The following is a 17018-nucleotide window of genomic DNA, read 5'->3' as shown; positions in this document are numbered from 1 at the left end:
ACAGTCGGCGAAAGGCTAGGTGGTCAGAAACGACCGCAGTCGGTCGACCGACCACGTGTTGATGACGTGGTCGGCCTCGGCCCAGCCACGGCGGGCAGTCCGAACGCCGAACCGGACGTTCTCGAAGGCTCCGGGGCCGTGGGCGTCGGTGTCGATAGCGATCGTCCCGCCGGCGTCGACGACCGCGCGGACGGCCTCGCCGTGGAGATCCAGCCGCATCGGGTTGGCGTTGACTTCGAGGGCGGTGTCGTGTTCGGCCGCACACGCCGCGACGGCAGCGAAATCCAGCGGCAACCCCTCTCGGTTGTTGATCATCCGCCCGGTCGGGTGGCCGACGATGTCGACCGCAGGGTGTTCGATCGCCCGGCACAGTCGCTCGGTGGCGGCCTCGGTCTCGCCGTCGAGCGCGCTGTGTGGCGAGGCGACCACCACGTCGAGGTCGGCCAACACGTCGTCGGCCGTGCTCAGCGAGCCGTCGGCCTCGATGTTGGTCTCGACGCCGTGCAGGAGGTCGACGTCGACCTCGTCCCGTACCGCCGCGATCTCGTCGGCCTGCTCGCGGAGATCAGCGTCCGACAGCCCGATCGACTCGATGATCCCCGCGCCCGTGGCGTGGTCGGTGACCGCATGGAAGTCGTAGCCACGGTCCGCCGCCGCCGCGGCCATCTCCCGGATCGAGTACCGGCCGTCGGACCACTCGCTGTGGGTGTGGAGATCGCCACGGATCACCGCCTCCTCGACGAGATCCGGCAACGACCCATCGGCCGCCGCGGCGATCTCGCCGGTGTCCTCCCGGAGTTCCGGTGGAATCCAGTCGAGTCCGAGGGCGTCGTACATCTCGGCTTCGGTCGATCCGCCGAGTCGAACCCCCTCCCGGCGGGCGTCTTCGGCGGTCGACGCTGCGGGGTCGTCGAGACCCGAGACGTCGAAGACGCCGTACTCGTTGAGTTTGCGCTCCTGATCGATGGCGACGTTCCGGAGGGCGACGTTGTGGTCCTTGCTCCCCGTGAAGTACTGGAGGGCTGCGCCGAACTCCTCGGGAACGACCACCCGGAGGTCGACGCGCATGTCGTCGGCCCGGAGGCTGGATTTGTGGCTCCCGGCCTCGATCACGTCGTCGGCGTGCTCCCAGTCGGTGAACGCCTCGACGACGGCTTCGCTGTCCTCGCTCGCGGCGAGGACGTCGACGTCACCGATGGTATCCTTCCAGCGACGGATCGACCCCGCGACTTCGACCCGGTCGACCGGGTCGACGCTCTCCAGATACGCCAGCACGCGGTCGGCGACCGGGCGGGCGTCGCCGAGTCGCTCGCGCTGCTGGCTCTGGCGGGCAAACGGGATGTTGTCGAGAATGTTCTGTTCGGTTTTCGCGCCGAACCCCGTGATCTCCCGAATCTCGCCCGCCTCGGCGGCGGCTTCGAGTTCGTCGAGATCGGTGATGTCGAGCGCCTCGTACAGCGAGCCGACGGTTTTCGGGCCGACACCTTCGACGCTGGTCAGCGCCTCGATGTCGACGGGCATCGATTCCCTGAGTTCGTCTAGCTCGGCGATCCGGCCGGTCTCGACGTACTCGACGACTTTCGAGGCGATCGCATCGCCCACACGGTCGATCTCCTCGACGGCGTCTTGGCCGGTCGCCGCGAGTTGGTCGACCGGTTCGGGGTGATCGGCGATGTTTTCGGCCGCTCGCCGGTAGGCGGTGGGCTTGTACTCGACGCCCTCGGCTTCGAGCCGGTCGGCGAACTCGTACAGGAGGCGGGCGATCTCGTCGTTGTAGCTCATTGCCGGCCGTTCGGACGCCGCCCACTTAGCTCCCGGTTCCGGGGTCGACCGAGCGTGTCGGCCTGATCGGCGGCTCGCCTCACCGCCGGTTGCGTTTGTTGGCGTCCTCGTGGCCCAACGCCTTCTTCAGGAACTTCGTCCACCGTTTCGTGTCGGCGGCCGCCTGCCGCTTGCTCTCGGCTTCGAGGTCGACCGGGTCCAACTGATCCAAGGCGTTGAGCGCCCGATCGATACCGATGATCGACTCGGCGAGTGCCTCGCCGCGCTCGTAGCTCACCGCGTTGTCCTCGATCAGCGTGAGGCGGTCGACCCGCTCGCGACGGAGGTTCCGTTTGGCCTGCTCGACGCGCTCGCGTTCGCCCGGCGGGATCGTCTCCCGTCGCTTGATTTCGAAGACGAACGTCCGGAGATCCAGCTCCTCGCCCTGCACCTCGATGGCCTCGGGGATCTGTGCGCCGACCGTCGACCCGTCGCGGCCGACACGTTCGAGAAGCTGTTTTCGCTGGTACTCCTGCACGCCCGCCGGTAGGACGGGCGCGTACTTCGGTGTATCGCCGCTGGCGTCGGAGATAGCGCCCGAACCGGCCCGAAACTGAAACTTCTTAAGGGACTCACCAGTAGGGCCAGTATGGGTTTGTTCGATCGGCTGCGTGGCGACGACGCGCCGCGTGTCGCTTTTATCGGCATCGATGGGGTCCCGTTTAGCCTGCTGTCGGACAACGAAGACCGGTTTCCGAACATCGCAGCGTTGGCCGACGAGGGGTCGGCGGGCTCGATCGACAGCATCGTGCCGCCGGAGTCGAGTGCCTGCTGGCCAGCCCTCACTACGGGCGTCAATCCCGGCGAAACAGGAGTATATGGATTCCAAGATCGGGAGATCGGCTCTTACGACACCTACGTCCCGATGGGCCAAGACGTCCAAGCGACCCGGCTCTGGGACCGAATTAGCGAGGCAGGACGGGATGCCACCGTCCTCAACGTCCCCGTCACCTTCCCGCCCCAGCGGAACGTCCAGCGGATGGTCTCGGGGTTCCTCTCGCCGGGCGTCGACAAGGCCAGCCACCCCGACGAACTGCGGGAGACACTGGAGTCCGGCGACTACATCATCGACGTCAACGCCAAACTCGGCCACAAAGACGACAAAAGCGAGTTCGTCGACCACGCTCACAAGACCCTCGACCGGCGATTCGACGCGTTCGAACACTACCTCACTGCCGACGACTGGGATCTGTTCTTCGGGGTCTTCATGACCACCGATCGGGTCAACCATTTCCTGTTCAAAGACTACGAGGACGACGGCGAGAACAAGGAGGCGTTCCTCGAGTTCTACGAGCAACTCGACGACTATCTGGGGCAGATCCGCGAGCTGCTACCCGACGACGTCACCCTCGTCGTCGCCTCGGATCACGGCTTTACCAGTCTCGATCACGAGGTCCACTGCAACACCTGGCTACAGGAAGAGGGATGGCTCTCCTACGAGGACGACGACCACAGCGAACTCGGCGACATCGCCGACGAGACGCGGGCCTACTCGCTGATCCCCGGCCGATTTTACATCAACCTCGAAGGCCGTGAGCCGCGCGGGAGCGTCCCCGAAGACGAGTACGAAGAGGTTCGTGCGGAGCTCAAAGCCGACCTCGAAGCACTCGAAGGCCCCGACGGGACGCCCGTCTGTGAGCGCGTCGTCGAGAAGGAAGTCGCCTTCCGCGGCGACCACGACGACATCGCGCCGGACCTCGTGGCCATCCCAAACCACGGCTTCGACCTCAAATCCGGCTTCAAGGGCCACGACGAGGTCTTCGGGATCGGCCCGCGAAACGGGATGCACAGCTTCGACAACGCAACGCTGCTGGTCGACGACCCCGACGTCTCGATCACCGACGCCGATCTGTTCGACATCGCGCCGACGATCCTCGACCTGATGGACGTCGACTACGAACGCACGGCGTTCGACGGCGCGAGCCTCCTAAAATAGGCCGTCGAGTTCGTCGTTCTGGAACGTTTTGTCGGCCTCGGTGGCCCCCACGGTCTCGACTTCTTCGGCCTCGCTGGCGGCCTGCTCGGCGCGGGCGAAAAAGCGCTCGATGCGGTCGGAGCGTTCGAGTCCGCCCAACAGCACGAGCGAGGCCAGCCGGCTGCTGTCGATCGGGAAATCCCCGCCGCGGACCTGCATGCTGTCGGTTTCCTCCTCGACCCACCGGCGGGCCTTCTCGACGCCCTTCCGGGAGATCCGCTCGGGCTGGCCGGCGACGACCACCAGCGCCGCGTCGGCGGTCGTCGCCCCCGGCAGGCTCGACCCGGTCAGCACGGCGTTGCGGGTCGTACTCGTGATCAGCGAGATGTTCTCGGCGGCCTCCTCGGCGGCAGGCGCGCTGGCGTAGCCCAAGGCGGCGATACCGCCCGACCGGAGGGTGTTGATGATCTCCGAGGAGTCGACGACGCTTTCGGCGACTCCTTCGGTGGCCTCGCCGGCGGCCAACAGCAGCCCCACCCGGCGGGCGATGTTCTCGTTGATCGCCTCGTACCCCTCGCTGAGGCTCTCGCTTTCGGCTTTCCACGCGTCGTTGTCGATCAACAAGGTCGCGTCGGCCTCGCCGGCCAGCGTCTTCAGCGACCGGCCGGCGTTGACCTGATACAGCGCCCCCTCGTCGGAGCCCGGCAGCACGCCCAGCGCGTACACCGGGACGTCGTAGATCCGGCTGAGCCGGCGGACCAACACCGGCGCACCGCCCGAACCGGTGCCGCCGCCGAGCCCGGCGACGACAAATATTGCTTCCGTCTCCGAGGTGATCCGGCCGCCGAGGGCATCGAGGACCTGATCGGCGTCGGCCTGCATGATTTCAGCGCCGCGTTCGTTGTCGCCGCCGACGCCGTGGCCGCTGACCTTGTCCTGGCCGATCAGGACGGTATCGAGGGGGATCGACTGGAGATCCGCGGCGGCGGTGTTGACCGCCAGCGCGTCCCGGACCGCTCCGAACCCCATCTGCTCGTCGAACTCCGCCAGCGCGGTCGACAGCTTCCCGCCGGCCTGCCCGATACCTACGAGGACGGATTTCATACCTGTAGGTGGCTCATCATACTGCTTGAATGTTCCCCACGAGTTTCCCGCCCGGAACTCCGCAGTGACAACCGTTTTGCAACCGCGCGGGCAAGACGGTGTATGTTACACGACGTTGCCGAGGAGGGCTCGGAGCCCACGCCGTCGGCGCTGCGGACTGCCTACGCGGATGTGCTTCGGTCGACGGTCGAGGCGGTCGGCCCCGGGACAGTCGACGCCGAAACCGACGTTGAGGCCGACCGGATCGAGGCGCTGGCCGCGGGCGACTCACCCAACTTCACCGTCGAGGAGGCCGCCGCCGTTCTCGCGGTCGACCCCGACCAGCCGGACGCCGAGGCGATCGTCTTCGAGCTTCGGGACCACCTGCTGATGGGGATGACCACCGGCGTGTTGGACGTCGACACGATCGCCGCCAACGTCGAGGTCGATCTCACGGGCCAAGAGATCCAGCAGGCCATCGAGGGCCGAACGCCGATGACGCTCGATCAGTTGGCGGCGATCCAGTCGGTGATCGACGGCCGGAGGGCGTAGATGGACCGCGCGCGCGTCGTCATCCTCGGCTGTGGCTACATCGGGATCGAACTCGGTCGACAACTCACGGCGGCGGGTCACGACGTCGTCGGTGTTCGTCGTTCCGACGAGGGCGCGGCGGCCATCGAGGACGCCGGCTTCACGGCCCACCGGGCCGACCTCACCGACCCCGACGACATCGCCGGCCTCCCCGACGCCGACTGGCTGGTGTTCGCGGCCTCCTCGGGCGGCCGAGACGCCGAGGCGGCCCGCGAGATCTACGTCACGGCCCTCGCCGACGCCATCGACGAGTACGGCAGTCGAGCGGACCCACCGGACCGGCTGGTGTACACCTCCAGTACGGGCGTCTACGGCGACCACGACGGCGAGTGGGTCGACGAGTCGACGCCGCTGGAGCCGACGACCGACAAGACCCGCGTGCTCGCCGAGGCCGAACGCGTCGCCCGCCAGCGGAGCGCGGAACAGGGGATCGACGGCACTGTCGCCCGGTTCTCCGGGCTCTACGGCCCCGACCGCTACCGACTGGAGCGCTACATCAAGGGGCCGGTCACCGAGGGCTATCTGAACATGGTCCACCGCGCGGACGCCGCGGGCGCGGTCGTGTACCTGCTGACTGCCGACCGCGCGCGCGACGAAGTGGTGCTCGTGACCGACGACGAACCGGTCGACAAGTGGACGTTCGCCGACTGGCTGGCCGACGAATGCGGCGTCGACAGTCCGCCGAAACGGACGAAACAGCAGCGACTTACCGACGAAGGGCTCTCCGAGGCGGCGCGTCGACGGATCGCCACGAGCAAGCGGTGTTCCAACGAGAAACTCCGCGAACTGGGATACTCGCTGGAGTATCCCACGTTTCGTGCAGGCTACCGCGACGTAATCGACGCCTACCGAAACCGCGACGCGGAGTAGCCACCGGCTACGACGGCCGGCCATGCTGGGTGCTGGCGGCCCGTAGGAGCCGTCTCTCGGCGGCCAGCGACGCTCCGACGTATTTTGTCCCACGTGAACCGACGTAAACGCTGCCAACCTTCTTATTGGACGACGATGACGTGGGACGTATGGGGCAGCTAGCTGTCGGCGGGGTCTTCGCGGTGATCGAAGAGTTCGTCGGCTCGCGGACCGAGCTGTTCGTTGCGATCGTTGTCATCGTGGGAACGGTGGGAGCGGCTGCAATCGTCTACCGGTGGCTGCGGCAGTCCAACGGCGAGCGGTTCAGAGGACTCCTCGCCGATCAGGAGGCGGTGGCGGTGTTGCTCCACCCGAACCCTGACCCCGACGCGATGGCCTCGGCGACGGCGATCGCCGCCCTCGCCGCGCAGGTCGACACCGAGGTGACGATCCAGTACCCCGGCCAGATCAGACACCAAGAGAACCGCGCCTTCCGGACGGTGTTGGATCTGGAACTGGACAACATCGAACACGTCACCGATCTCGCCGCCGAGTCGGTCGTATTGGTCGACCACAACTCGCCGCGCGGGTTTACCGGTGCGGAGGGGATCTTGCCGCTGGCGGTCATCGACCACCACCCCGGCGAGGGGACCGGCGAGCTGTTTACAGACGTGCGGACCGACTACGGGGCCTGTGCGAGCATCGTCGCCGAGTACTTCGAGGACATCGGCGCGGTGCCGGTGCCGGCCGACCAGCACGCCAGCGAGACCGGCGCGAAGTACGTCCTCCCATCGGCGGCCGCCACGGGACTGCTGTACGGGATCCTCTCGGACACCAAAGATCTGACCGTCGGCGCGAGCGCGGTCGACTTCGAGGCGGCCTCCTACCTCCATCCGGGGGTCGACGGGGACAAACTCGACCGGATCGCCAACCCCGAGGTCGACGCCGAAGTCCTCGAAATCAAGGCCCGAGCGATCGCCGGCCGCCGGATCGAGGGCTCGTTTGCGGTCTCGGACGTAGGAACGGTCTCGAACGCCGATGCGATCCCGCAGGCCGCCGACGAAATCATCCGGCTCGAAGGGGTAACGGCGGTCGTCATCGCCGGCGAGAAGGACGGCACGATCCACCTCTCGGGGCGGTCGCGGGACGACCGCGTCCACATGGGACAGGTGCTCGAAAGCGTCACCGACGGGATCTCGAACGCGAGTGCGGGCGGCCACGCGCGTATGGGTGGCGGCCAGATCGCCCCCCAGCCCCAGCTCTCCGACGGCGGCGAGCCGATCGGCACCGACACCGTCCCCCGGGAGGCGCTGATCGATCGGCTGTTCGCCTCCATGTCCGGCGAGATCTAGCGGTTCGGAACACCGTGTTTATTCGAGCCGACCGGCTAGCCGGAGTATGGCAACCGCAGACGGCACGTGGGCCTACCGCGACCGGTTCGGCGACAGCTTCGGCCGTACCTACTTCCGGCGCTTCCCACCGGGCGTCTGTTCGTCGGTCGGCATCGGCACCTACCTCGGCGAGCCGACCGACACGGTCGACGCCCAGTACGTCGCGGCCGTCGAAACGGCGCTCGAACACGGGATCAACCACGTCGACACCGCGATCAACTACCGGTGTCAGCGTAGCGAGCGCGCCGTCGGCGAAGCCCTCCGGCGGGCAGACGTCGACCGGGAGTCCGTCGTCGTCTCGACGAAGGGCGGGTTTCTGCCGTTCGACGGCGAGCGACCCGAAGACCCCGGCCGGTACATCCGCGAGCAGTTCGTCGAACCGGGGATAGTCGACCCCGAATCGTTAGTCCAGGGGAGCCACTCGCTTTCGCCGGGCTTCGTCGACGCGATGGTCGACCGGTCGCTCTCGAACCTCGGTGTCGACCGGATTGATTGTTATTACCTTCATAATCCCGAGACACAACTGCTCGAAAACGACCGTGAGGCCGTCTACGAACAATTAAAGACCGCCTTCGAACTGTTAGAACGCCGCCGAGCGGCCGGCGAAATCGGCGGCTACGGGCTAGCGACGTGGCAAGCGTTTCGGGTGCCCCAAGGCCACGAACAGTACCTCTCGCTGCCGGCGGTGCTCGACCGTGCGGTGGCGGCCGCCGAGACTGTCGGCGTCGACAATCACGGCCTACAGGCGCTCCAACTCCCGTTCAACGTCGAGATGGCCGACGCGTTCACCGTCAAATCGCAGCCGACCGACGAGGGGCCGGTGAGCACGCTCGAATACGCCCACGAGTCGGGACTGTCGGTCGTCACCAGCGCCTCGATCGGACAGGGTGATCTCGCGGCGGCGATCCCGCCCGCGGTCGACGCGGAACTGTCGGGCGACACCGCAGCCCAGCGGGCGATCAACTTCGCCCGGAGCGCCCCCGGCGTCACCACGTCGCTGGTCGGCATGCGGTCGGTCGACCACGTCGCCGAGAACGTCGCTGCGGGAACGTTCGACCCGCTGGGGGCGACGGCGTTCGACACGGTGTTCGAGTAGCCCCCGGTGACTGTCACCAACAGGAGTATTAAGCGAGCGGGGGACCGACGGGGGAACGAATGCGACTCGCACTGATTGCCCACGACAAGAAGAAAGACGATCTGATGGCGTTTGCGAGCGACCACGAGGAGGCGCTGTCGACCGCCGAGTTGATGGCCACCGGGACGACCGGCAAGCGGCTGATGGAGGTCACCGACCTCGACATCGAGCGCAAGGAGTCGGGACCGCTGGGCGGCGACATGCAGATCGGCGGCGAGATCGCCGAGGAAACCTGCGACGGGGTGATCTTCCTCCGGGACCCACTGACGGCTCAGCCACACGAGCCCGATATCAGCGCGCTACTGCGGCTCTGTGACGTCCACGACGTGCCGCTGGCGACCAACCTCGCGTCGGCCGAACTGCTGGTCGACCAACTGTTCGCGTAAGCCGGCGCGTCGACCGGTCAGTTCACCGTGGTGTTTAACCCGACCCGCGAGAAGGTACAGCTATGGACTTGCGGGTCGCGGCCGTCATCTGCTGTCTGCTGGTGGTAACGGTACCGCTGGCCGCACCCGTCGCCACTGCGGCACCGTCGCCGACCGGCCCGGCAGCCGGTGGTGACAGTGCCAACGGCTGTTTCCCCAGCGAGGGCTACGAGTTCACCATCGGCACGCAGGGGCCGCAGATCGGGATGGTGCTCCACCTCTCGCTGTTGACGAACCTCGGCGGTCCCGGCGCGGTCGGGATCGAACTGTCGGGGTCGATCGACGGCCCGCCGATCATCGAGCTCAAAACCGGCGTCGCCTTCGACGGCATCGAGAGCGTCGGCGCGTTCCTCAACGACCCCTTCGCGGCTTTTTCGATCATCTACGACTACCGGTTCGAGCTACCGATGCTCGGCAGCGGTAGCCTCGACCACGAGGAAAGCGAGCCACCGATCTCCGGTCCGATCAACACGACCGGCTGCTGATCGCCGGGCTGTCGACGAGAGCCACCCCACAGCGACGTCTCAGTCGGCGTCGGCGGGGTCGACCACCCGCTCGTCGATCTCGTCGACGCCCACGCGGTCACAGGAGTCGTACAGCGGGCAGGCTTCGGGCCCGTCGAGACACGCCGGCTTGCGTGCCGAACAGTACTCCCGGCCGAACTGGATCATCGCCGTGTGGCCGAAACCGCATTTCGCGGCCGGAACGGCGGCTTCCAGCGCCTCGCGGACGGCCTCGTGGTCGGCGTCGGGATCGGCCAGCCCCATCCGGCGGGCGATCCGATGGACGTGAGTGTCGACCGGAAAGACGCCCCCGCGGCCGCCCGCAAACAACAACACGCAGTCGGCGGTTTTCGGGCCGACGCCGTGGATATCGAGCAGCCGCTTGCGGACCGTTGCGGGCGATTCGTCTTTGACGAAGGCGTCGAAGTCGGCGGCGGTCTCGAACTCCGCGCGGATCTCGGTGGCGGCGTCGATGATCACCGCGGATTTCTGGTTGTAGAGGCCGGCACCGCTGATCGTCTCGGCGAGCGTCGACTGTTCGGCGTCGGCCAGCGCCGCCACGAGATCCACCTCGCTGCCGCCGTACCGATCCATCAGCGCGTCGTGAGCCGGCTGGCTGGCCTTGTCGCTGGTGTTTTGGCTGAGGATCGTCCGCACCAGACACTCGACGGCGTCCTGCCCGCCGTAGGCCGTCTGCCAGTACAGCTCGCCGAGTTGGTCGACGACCGCCTCGGCCCGTGTCCCCGCCGTTTCGGGCTCGAAACTGGCCTCGCGGCCGCCGCCGCTGGCTCCGCCGGAGATGTTCTCGGCTGGCTCCTCGGGCATGGTCGACCCATGGTCGCCGGTCGTGAAAAAGTGTCCCGAGCGACAGTCGTCGGCTGATGTTAGTCGTCGGCTACCGGCGTGTTAGTCGTCGACTACGACCCGCAGTTCGACCGTGAGCGCCGCGCCATCCGCGAGGGCGTCGACCAGCTCGCGGTCAACGTCGGCGGCCGCGCCGTCGGCTCCGACCATGATCGTCCGGTCGTCGACGTAGTCGCTGGTGCGGCCGACCGCGCTGCGGTCGCCCTCGTAGGTGAGATCGGGGTGGCCGCGGCCCGTGATGGTGTGGCTGTGGTCGCCCGTCGAGAGGGTGGCCGTGATCTCGGCGTCGTGTGACTGGGCAGCCTCGACGAACGCCTCGCTGAAGTCGGCGGGCGTACGGTCGGCCTCGATGGCGAGAATGCAATCGCCGGCGGGGGTGAGCCAGTCGTCGCTGGTGACCTCGAAGGTGCTTCCGTGGGTCGACTGGACGTGTTCGTGCCCGCGTGCGTGGATGACTTCGGCGTGTGCCATACCTCGTCTCTCTGAGCAGGTCGAAAAGATCAATCGATCTCCGCCTTCGGGGAAGCTGGTGGCTGTATCCGCTGTCGACTCGTCTTCGCCTCGTACCGATCATTTATATATCAACTCGACCCATGTCAAAAAGCCACATGCGTCGAAATCGGGCGGTATGGTACCTCTTTCCACAGTCATCGTCACCGAAGTATTTATATTGGGTCCGGCGGTATTGGTAGGTACCAGAACGCCTCCGGCGCTGGTGGCATCGCACGCAGAATGATCGGGAACTCTTATCCACGGTCGGTCGCACAGTGGCAGGCCACTGCCATGTCCGGAGCAACAATGGTACCGAGGTTTCAATTATGAGTGTAGTCAACGAATACGACATCGCAGCGCTCGACGAAGCGGACAACGTCGAGTTCACGGACGAACGGCTCGAAAACGGCTCGAAAGGCAAGCTGATCAAACTCGCTGGCCAGCTTCGAGACCGGCGAAACGAACTGAACCAGATGGCCTCCGAGCGCGCTTCCAAGCGCGACGACCTCAACGCTAAGACGCGCGAGAAGGTCGACGAGGCCCAAGAGCACCGCGAGAAACGCGACGAGCTCAACGAGCAGGTCCAAGAGCACAAGGAGAGCCGCAACGAGCTCAACGCCGAGGCCAACAAGCTGTTCAACAAGGTCGAGGAGATGAAGGAGGACCTCGAGCTCGACGATGGCAAGTCCATCGAAGAGCTCGAATCCGAGATCGAAGACCTCGAGTTCCAGCAGCAGACCGAGGTGCTCTCGACCGAGGACGAGCGTGAACTCATCGAGAAGATCGAGGCCAAACGCGAGGAACTCGCCGAGAAGAAGGAGAAGGTCGACGACACCGGTGAACTCGACGAGCTCGTCGAGGAGGCCGAGGAAGTCCGTTCGGAGGCCTCCCAGCACCACCAGAAGGTGACCGAGCTGGCCGACAAGGCCCAAGAGCACCACAACCAGATGATCGAGTCCTATCGCGAGGCCGACGAGATCCGCGATAAGGCCGACGAGATGCACGAGCTGTTCGTCGAGGCCCAAGAGGCCGCCGACCGCCACCACGAGGACTTCGTCCGCGTCCAGAAGCGACTCCGCGAACTGGACAAAGAGGAAGAAGAAGAGCGGAAGGACGAGCGCCAGGAGAAGATGGAAGAGGAGAAGCAGGAAGCCGAGGACATTTATCAGAAATTCAAAGAGGGCGAGACCCTCGACACCGAGGATCTGATGAAGCTCCAGAAGACCGGCCTGCTGTAAGACGACCGAACGTTTCTGCGGTTTTTCCGGCCAACCGACGGGGTTTTTACCGACAGGTGTGTTTTGGCCGGCTGTGACGACGCTCGTCTGTTGTGTCGACCGCGACAACGAGGTCGGCCGACAAACCGGGGTTCGCCCCCCGGTCGACGGCTGGGAAGCCGTGCGCTCGCTCGTCGTCGACGTCGGACTGGCCGAACCCGAATCGACGGGCGTCAACAGCCTGCTGGAGGCCTTGCGAGTAACACGTGAACTCCGCGACGAGGGCGTCGACGCCGTCGTCGCGGTGCTGTCGGGCAGCAGCGAGTCGGCGATCACCGCTGACCGCGCCATCGCCGCACAGATCGAGACGCTGATCGAGCGCTACGAGCCGAGCGAGGCCGTCATCGTCATCGACAGCGTCGAGGACGAACGTGTCGTCCCCATCGTCGAGAGCCGGCTGCGGGTCGACGCCGTCGATCGGGTGGTCGTCCGGCAGGCACGGGATATCGAGTCGACCTACTACCTGCTCAAGCAGTTTCTGGCCGACGAAGAGCTCCGAACGACGGTGTTGGTCCCGCTCGGGATCGGCCTGCTGTTGATCCCGCTGCTGTTGGCGTGGTTCTCGCCGGCGGTCGCCATCGGCGGGGTAGCCGCGTTACTCGGGCTCGGCATCCTCTATAAGGGGTTGGGGATCGACGAACTGGTCGGCTCGCTATCGGCGTGGGGTCGGGAGCTGTTGTACTCCGGGCGGGTCGCGGTCGTGACCTACGTCGCCGCCGCCGGGCTGGCGGCCGTCGGCCTCTTCGTGGGTGTCCTCGGCGTCTCGGACGTCGGCGGGTCGGAGGCGCTGGCGGCCGTCGCGTTCGTCCACCACAGCAGCCCATGGCTGGCAGTGGCGGCGGTCACCGCGGGGACCGGGCGGCTGCTGGACGAACTCATTGCCGCCGAAACGGTGCGGACTCCGTACATCAACCTCCCCTTTGGACTGCTGTCGCTGGGGATCGTGGTTCGCGGCTTTACCGGCTACGTCTTCGAGACCGAACTCGTGGTCGGGGCGGCGGTGTTCGCGCCGGTCTACCGGCTCGTCGCCTACATTCTCGCCGGCGTGGTCGTGAGCCTCGTCGGTGTCCGACTCGCCGGCCTCCTCGAAGCACGGACCGGGCCGACGGCAGTCGACCGACAGCGCTAGCGTGCGGCCTGATACTGGCCGTGTTTGAGGCCGATACCGAACGTTATGAGGCCGAAGACGACCATCGAGGGCAACACCATCATCAGTACCGTCTGGGCGGTCATCATCGGCGCGGCAATGAGCGCGAGGGTTCCGATGGCGATGACCGCAGCGAACAGTCCGATCGTCGTCGTCCGGTTGAACTCCATAGAGATTGTAGGGGTTCGGGGCTCCTAAACACACCGGAACGTCAGTTAGTCGTCTTTGGGGCGGACGAGGTTCGCCAGCGCGACCAGCACGCCGAGGCCCCATCCCAGCGGGATCGAGAGCCCGAACCACATCAGGACGTAGCCGATGCCTTCGAGGGCGAACTGGTCACGAAGCACGTCGTTGAGCCCGCCGACGACGAGGATGGTATCGAGGATCCAGATCGCCAGCTCCTCGCTGTTGGGAAAGACGATGTCGCCGAGGGTCGGCTCGTAGAGGGCCGCGACCACCGGCGGGAGGAACAGGGCGGTCATCGCCGACGGATAGGCCAACAGCACGCTCGTCGCCCGGCCACCGACACGACCGAAAAACACCGCTGCCGCGGCTGCGACCGTCGCGACGGCGCTGGCCGCGAGGACGGCCATGAACCCCTCGGTCGACAGTTGGAAGCGGGCCAGCACCGACAACGCCCCCCAGACGACGACCGACAGGAGAATCGCACCGATGATCCCGAGGCGGGCGGCGGCGCTGTCGAGTTTGGCCGCGTAGTACCGGGTCCCGAAGCCGACCAACAGGAAGGGGTAGCCGACGAGCACGGGAAGCAGCCCCAGCACTCCCCAGAGGTAGTAGCCGACCTTCTGTACGCCTGATTCCGGTTTCCACTTGCCGAGCACGTGGCCCGGATCGAGCTGGCGCGGGAAGACGACCTCCATCCACGTCTCGTGGAGCCGCGTCATGTCGATGCGGACCGCGCCCAACAGCCCTGGTGATCGACGTTCCATTTACTCCTACTGATAGGCCGGAGAATGTGAACTTTGTGTTCAACGTACCAGCCTGATCGCCCACCTCGAACCGTACCGACAGCGCGCAGTCAGTTCGCAGGGACGATCAGTTCCAGGGGCCGAAACTCGGGTCGACGCGGCGGCCGGTCTGTTCGATCGACTCGATGCGGTCGATCTCCTCGTCGCTCAACGTCAGCGACAGCGACTGCCAGTTGTCCCGGATGTGGGCCTCACCCGTCGCCTTGGGGATCGCCGTCACACCCTGCTGGCGGAGCCACGCGAGGCTCACCTGCGCGGCGCTGGCGTCGTGGTCGTCGGCGATCGCCTGTAGCTCCGGCACGTCGAAGACGTCGCCGCGGGCCAGCGGCGAGTAGGCGACGAGTTCGACGCCTTCCTCCTCACAGACCGCTCGAAGCTCTTCCTGCTGGAGCAGCGGGTGGCACTCGACTTGGTTGGCGACGATCGGCGCATCGGAGATCTCGATGGCCTCCCGGAGTTGCTCCGGTTCGAAGTTGCTGACGCCGATCCGGTCGATCTTCCCGTCGGCGTGGAGTTCGTTAAACGCCGCCAGCGTCTCCTCGGCGTCGTAGGTCCGGGACGGCCAGTGGACGTACATCAGGTCGACGCTCTCGACGCCGAGGCGGTCGAGACTGGCTTCCGTGGTCTCGATCACGTCGTCGTGGGCGAGGTTGTCGATCCAGACCTTGGTCGCAAGAAAGATCTCCTCGCGGTCGACGTCGGCGGCGGCGAGCCCCTCGCCGACCGCGGTCTCGTTGCCGTAGGCCTGGGCGGTGTCGATGTGACGATACCCCATCTCGAGGGCGGTCTCGACCGACGCCGCACACGCCTCTGGGTCGTCGTTCTCCCACGTTCCGAGCCCGAGCATCGGGATGTCGTTGCTGGACGGACAGTCGTCGACGGCTGGATCGGTCTGAGACATGCCCGCGAGAGTACGCACCGTCGCCGAAAAGGGGTTGTGATCCGCCGCCGATCGGTTTGACGAGTGACACTCGGGGAGCGTCACCCCGGCAGACGAGCGAGTCCGACCGGATGGCGGGAGAGGACAGCGACTAGTATTTCGGATCGGCACCGGAGATCTCGTAGATCTCGTCCATGAGGTCGTCGCGGAACGACTGCCACGCGGGGAACCCCTCGGGGGAGGTGGGGTACCGCTCGTAGTGGTCGACCAACGCGTTGGTCTTCCGGCGAACGCGGGCGAGATCGAGCAGATCGTCCCAGTGGCCGAAGGTGTCTTTGATCGTCCGGAGTTTCAGCGACAGGCCCATTGGGCCGGTGTCCTTGCCGGCCATCGCGTCGGCGAGGTGTTGGGCCGGCACCGCCGAGACGATCTCGGTCAACTCCTCGACGTCGTGGGCGGTCCCCCAGATGTTGTAGCAGTCGATGGCGGCGAAATGTTTGCCAAAGTCGGCCATGACATCGCGGTTGTACTCCCACAGCGCCGCCTCGCTCACGTCGCCCGCCTCGATGGCTGCGATCGCTCGCTTGGCGGCCCAGTGGGCCGATTTGGCCGCACCGGGGATGCCGCCGCCGGTCGTCGGGTTGACGTGGCCGGCGGCATCGCCGACCGCCACGTAGCCCGGCGCCACCGCCGAGTCGTAGGGCCGTCGGGTGGGGACAGCCGCCCCGAGTTTGTCGACCACGGTCGGGTTTTTGAGGTCGGGTCGTGATTCGATATCCTTCTCGATCGCCGAGATCATCTGCATCTCGGGTTGGTCCATCTGGAAGCCGACGCCGACGTTGATCCGGGTAGGGGTGCGGGGGAAATACCAGAGATAGCCGAGCTGCTCGGTCGGTTTGAAAACGATCGCGTCGTCCCAGTCGACGGGTTCGTCGACCTCGATCACCTCCCGGTAGGCCGAACAGAACTGTGAGTAGCGGACGTTGGTATCGAAATGCGTCCCCGCGAAGTCGGTTTCCTCTTGGAGGATCGACAGCGCGCCCGCGGCGTCGATGACGACCTCGGCGTCGTAGTCGACGGCCTTGCCCTTGTGTGTGCCCGTCACGCCCGTGACGGTGCCGTCGGCGGCCTGTGTGACGTCTTGGACGACCGTATCGTAGTGGATCTCGCTGCCGAGCCGCTCGGCCTCTTCGAGGATGACCTCGCCGTAGCGCTTGCGGTCGAGGACGGCCCCAGGCCCGCGGAAGCCGATCTCGATGTCCTCGTCAGTCAGGGGGTTCTCGAAGACGGCCCGCATCACCGACTGGTTCGTAAACGACTCCGCTTTGAGATAGTCGAGATCGATCACCTCGGGGAAGGTGGCCGTCCCCTTGATAGCATCACCACAGGCGATGTGGCCCGCATCCTCGGCGGGCTTGCGCTCCAAAATAACCGTGTCGAGACCCGCCTTCGCCGTGGTGGCGGCGGCAAACGCACCGCCGGTGCCACCACCGACGACGACGACGTCGTATGACTCGGCAGACATAGCCGTTCTATACCGGCTGACGATAAAAAAGGTCAGCATCCGGCGGCCACCCCGTCATCGACCGGACAGGAGCCGTCGGCTCGACGCTACAATCCCGCTTGAAGCCTCAGCAGAATTCAAATACGAAGACT

The 17018-nt window shown here is 66.1% G+C and carries 18 protein-coding genes; 9 read left to right on the top strand and 9 right to left on the bottom strand.

What is annotated here, in order from left to right; all coding sequences use genetic code 11:
- Window positions 1-15: 15 nt before the first annotated feature.
- Window positions 16-1782: a DNA polymerase/3'-5' exonuclease PolX gene (polX, locus tag NKJ34_RS00410; RefSeq protein ID WP_253736287.1), complete on the bottom strand. Its 1767-nt coding sequence runs from the start codon at window positions 1780-1782 to the stop codon at window positions 16-18.
- 79 nt (window positions 1783-1861) lie between these two features.
- Window positions 1862-2299 carry a DUF5788 family protein gene (locus NKJ34_RS00405; RefSeq protein ID WP_253736286.1) on the bottom strand — a complete coding sequence of 146 codons (438 nt, stop codon included), beginning with the start codon at window positions 2297-2299 and terminating at the stop codon, window positions 1862-1864.
- Between the two features lie 111 nt (window positions 2300-2410).
- Here NKJ34_RS00405 and NKJ34_RS00400 point away from each other — a divergent pair, with 111 nt between their 5' ends.
- Window positions 2411-3757 carry an alkaline phosphatase family protein gene (locus NKJ34_RS00400; RefSeq protein WP_253736285.1) on the top strand — a complete coding sequence of 449 codons (1347 nt, stop codon included), beginning with the start codon at window positions 2411-2413 and terminating at the stop codon, window positions 3755-3757.
- Here NKJ34_RS00400 and NKJ34_RS00395 read toward each other — a convergent pair.
- The gene (locus NKJ34_RS00395; protein ID WP_253736284.1) at window positions 3749-4840 is read right to left on the bottom strand and encodes a tubulin/FtsZ family protein; all 1092 of its coding nucleotides are present in this window, start codon (window positions 4838-4840) and stop codon (window positions 3749-3751) included. The two genes, NKJ34_RS00400 and NKJ34_RS00395, sit on opposite strands and share 9 nt — an antisense overlap.
- Before the next feature lie 102 nt (window positions 4841-4942).
- Here NKJ34_RS00395 and NKJ34_RS00390 point away from each other — a divergent pair, with 102 nt between their 5' ends.
- The 6 genes from NKJ34_RS00390 (at window position 4943) to NKJ34_RS00365 (ending at window position 9695) form a co-directional block, all read left to right on the top strand.
- Entirely contained in the window at window positions 4943-5371 is a 429-nt protein-coding gene (locus NKJ34_RS00390) for a DUF5791 family protein (protein ID WP_253736283.1), read from the top strand.
- A complete protein-coding gene (locus tag NKJ34_RS00385) occupies window positions 5372-6280 on the top strand; it encodes an SDR family oxidoreductase (RefSeq protein ID WP_253736282.1) in 909 nt (302 codons plus the stop codon).
- Between the two features lie 149 nt (window positions 6281-6429).
- Window positions 6430-7611 (top strand): DHH family phosphoesterase, encoded by a 1182-nt coding sequence (locus tag NKJ34_RS00380; protein ID WP_253736281.1) that lies wholly within the window; start codon window positions 6430-6432, stop codon window positions 7609-7611.
- 46 nt (window positions 7612-7657) lie between these two features.
- Entirely contained in the window at window positions 7658-8746 is a 1089-nt protein-coding gene (locus tag NKJ34_RS00375; protein WP_253736280.1) for an aldo/keto reductase, read from the top strand.
- Window positions 8747-8805: 59 nt separating this feature from the next.
- Window positions 8806-9171, top strand: a complete 366-nt coding sequence (locus NKJ34_RS00370; RefSeq protein WP_253736279.1) for a methylglyoxal synthase — start codon at window positions 8806-8808, stop codon at window positions 9169-9171.
- Window positions 9172-9233: 62 nt separating this feature from the next.
- Window positions 9234-9695 carry a DUF7332 family protein gene (locus NKJ34_RS00365; protein WP_253736278.1) on the top strand — a complete coding sequence of 154 codons (462 nt, stop codon included), beginning with the start codon at window positions 9234-9236 and terminating at the stop codon, window positions 9693-9695.
- Window positions 9696-9734: 39 nt separating this feature from the next.
- On the opposite strand, the gene NKJ34_RS00360 is transcribed toward NKJ34_RS00365, so the two are convergent.
- Together NKJ34_RS00360 and NKJ34_RS00355 are read right to left on the bottom strand one after the other, a co-directional pair.
- Window positions 9735-10538: an endonuclease III domain-containing protein gene (locus NKJ34_RS00360; RefSeq protein WP_253736277.1), complete on the bottom strand. Its 804-nt coding sequence runs from the start codon at window positions 10536-10538 to the stop codon at window positions 9735-9737.
- Between the two features lie 81 nt (window positions 10539-10619).
- Complete coding sequence (locus NKJ34_RS00355) at window positions 10620-11048, bottom strand: DUF371 domain-containing protein (RefSeq protein WP_253736276.1); 429 nt, start codon at window positions 11046-11048, stop codon at window positions 10620-10622.
- Between the two features lie 347 nt (window positions 11049-11395).
- On the opposite strand from NKJ34_RS00355, the gene NKJ34_RS00350 reads away from it, so the two are divergent.
- Together NKJ34_RS00350 and NKJ34_RS00345 are read left to right on the top strand one after the other, a co-directional pair.
- Window positions 11396-12307 (top strand): coiled-coil protein, encoded by a 912-nt coding sequence (locus NKJ34_RS00350; protein WP_253736275.1) that lies wholly within the window; start codon window positions 11396-11398, stop codon window positions 12305-12307.
- A gap of 73 nt (window positions 12308-12380) precedes the next feature.
- Window positions 12381-13475, top strand: a complete 1095-nt coding sequence (locus tag NKJ34_RS00345; protein ID WP_253736274.1) for a DUF373 family protein — start codon at window positions 12381-12383, stop codon at window positions 13473-13475.
- On the opposite strand, the gene NKJ34_RS00340 is transcribed toward NKJ34_RS00345, so the two are convergent.
- From NKJ34_RS00340 to NKJ34_RS00325, 4 genes are all read right to left on the bottom strand, one after another.
- Window positions 13472-13663 carry a DUF7333 family protein gene (locus tag NKJ34_RS00340; protein WP_253736273.1) on the bottom strand — a complete coding sequence of 64 codons (192 nt, stop codon included), beginning with the start codon at window positions 13661-13663 and terminating at the stop codon, window positions 13472-13474. The genes NKJ34_RS00345 and NKJ34_RS00340 overlap by 4 nt on opposite strands.
- Window positions 13664-13708: 45 nt before the next feature.
- Window positions 13709-14419, bottom strand: a complete 711-nt coding sequence (locus NKJ34_RS00335; protein ID WP_253736965.1) for a hypothetical protein — start codon at window positions 14417-14419, stop codon at window positions 13709-13711.
- A 130-nt stretch (window positions 14420-14549) separates the two neighbouring features.
- Complete coding sequence (locus NKJ34_RS00330; RefSeq protein ID WP_253736272.1) at window positions 14550-15383, bottom strand: aldo/keto reductase; 834 nt, start codon at window positions 15381-15383, stop codon at window positions 14550-14552.
- Window positions 15384-15513: 130 nt separating this feature from the next.
- Window positions 15514-16887: a geranylgeranyl reductase family protein gene (locus NKJ34_RS00325; protein ID WP_253736271.1), complete on the bottom strand. Its 1374-nt coding sequence runs from the start codon at window positions 16885-16887 to the stop codon at window positions 15514-15516.
- Between the last annotated feature and the right edge of the window lie 131 nt (window positions 16888-17018).

Origin of the sequence: Halohasta salina (assembly GCF_024178165.1) — an archaeon.
Classification (GTDB): domain Archaea; phylum Halobacteriota; class Halobacteria; order Halobacteriales; family Haloferacaceae; genus Halohasta; species Halohasta salina.
The sequence above is the reverse complement of the archived record's forward strand: the minus strand, read 5'-3'. Positions and strand labels throughout refer to the sequence as shown.

Coding starts and splice junctions, on each gene's coding strand:
- polX (WP_253736287.1), bottom strand. CDS start 1,782: ATGAGCTACAACGACGAGATCGCCCGCCTCCTGTACGAGTTCGCCGAC.
- NKJ34_RS00400 (WP_253736285.1), top strand. CDS start 2,411: ATGGGTTTGTTCGATCGGCTGCGTGGCGACGACGCGCCGCGTGTCGCT.
- NKJ34_RS00395 (WP_253736284.1), bottom strand. CDS start 4,840: ATGAAATCCGTCCTCGTAGGTATCGGGCAGGCCGGCGGGAAGCTGTCG.
- NKJ34_RS00390 (WP_253736283.1), top strand. CDS start 4,943: ATGTTACACGACGTTGCCGAGGAGGGCTCGGAGCCCACGCCGTCGGCG.
- NKJ34_RS00385 (WP_253736282.1), top strand. CDS start 5,372: ATGGACCGCGCGCGCGTCGTCATCCTCGGCTGTGGCTACATCGGGATC.
- NKJ34_RS00380 (WP_253736281.1), top strand. CDS start 6,430: ATGGGGCAGCTAGCTGTCGGCGGGGTCTTCGCGGTGATCGAAGAGTTC.
- NKJ34_RS00375 (WP_253736280.1), top strand. CDS start 7,658: ATGGCAACCGCAGACGGCACGTGGGCCTACCGCGACCGGTTCGGCGAC.
- NKJ34_RS00370 (WP_253736279.1), top strand. CDS start 8,806: ATGCGACTCGCACTGATTGCCCACGACAAGAAGAAAGACGATCTGATG.
- NKJ34_RS00365 (WP_253736278.1), top strand. CDS start 9,234: ATGGACTTGCGGGTCGCGGCCGTCATCTGCTGTCTGCTGGTGGTAACG.
- NKJ34_RS00360 (WP_253736277.1), bottom strand. CDS start 10,538: ATGCCCGAGGAGCCAGCCGAGAACATCTCCGGCGGAGCCAGCGGCGGC.
- NKJ34_RS00355 (WP_253736276.1), bottom strand. CDS start 11,048: ATGGCACACGCCGAAGTCATCCACGCACGCGGGCACGAACACGTCCAG.
- NKJ34_RS00350 (WP_253736275.1), top strand. CDS start 11,396: ATGAGTGTAGTCAACGAATACGACATCGCAGCGCTCGACGAAGCGGAC.
- NKJ34_RS00340 (WP_253736273.1), bottom strand. CDS start 13,663: ATGGAGTTCAACCGGACGACGACGATCGGACTGTTCGCTGCGGTCATC.
- NKJ34_RS00330 (WP_253736272.1), bottom strand. CDS start 15,383: ATGTCTCAGACCGATCCAGCCGTCGACGACTGTCCGTCCAGCAACGAC.
- NKJ34_RS00325 (WP_253736271.1), bottom strand. CDS start 16,887: ATGTCTGCCGAGTCATACGACGTCGTCGTCGTCGGTGGTGGCACCGGC.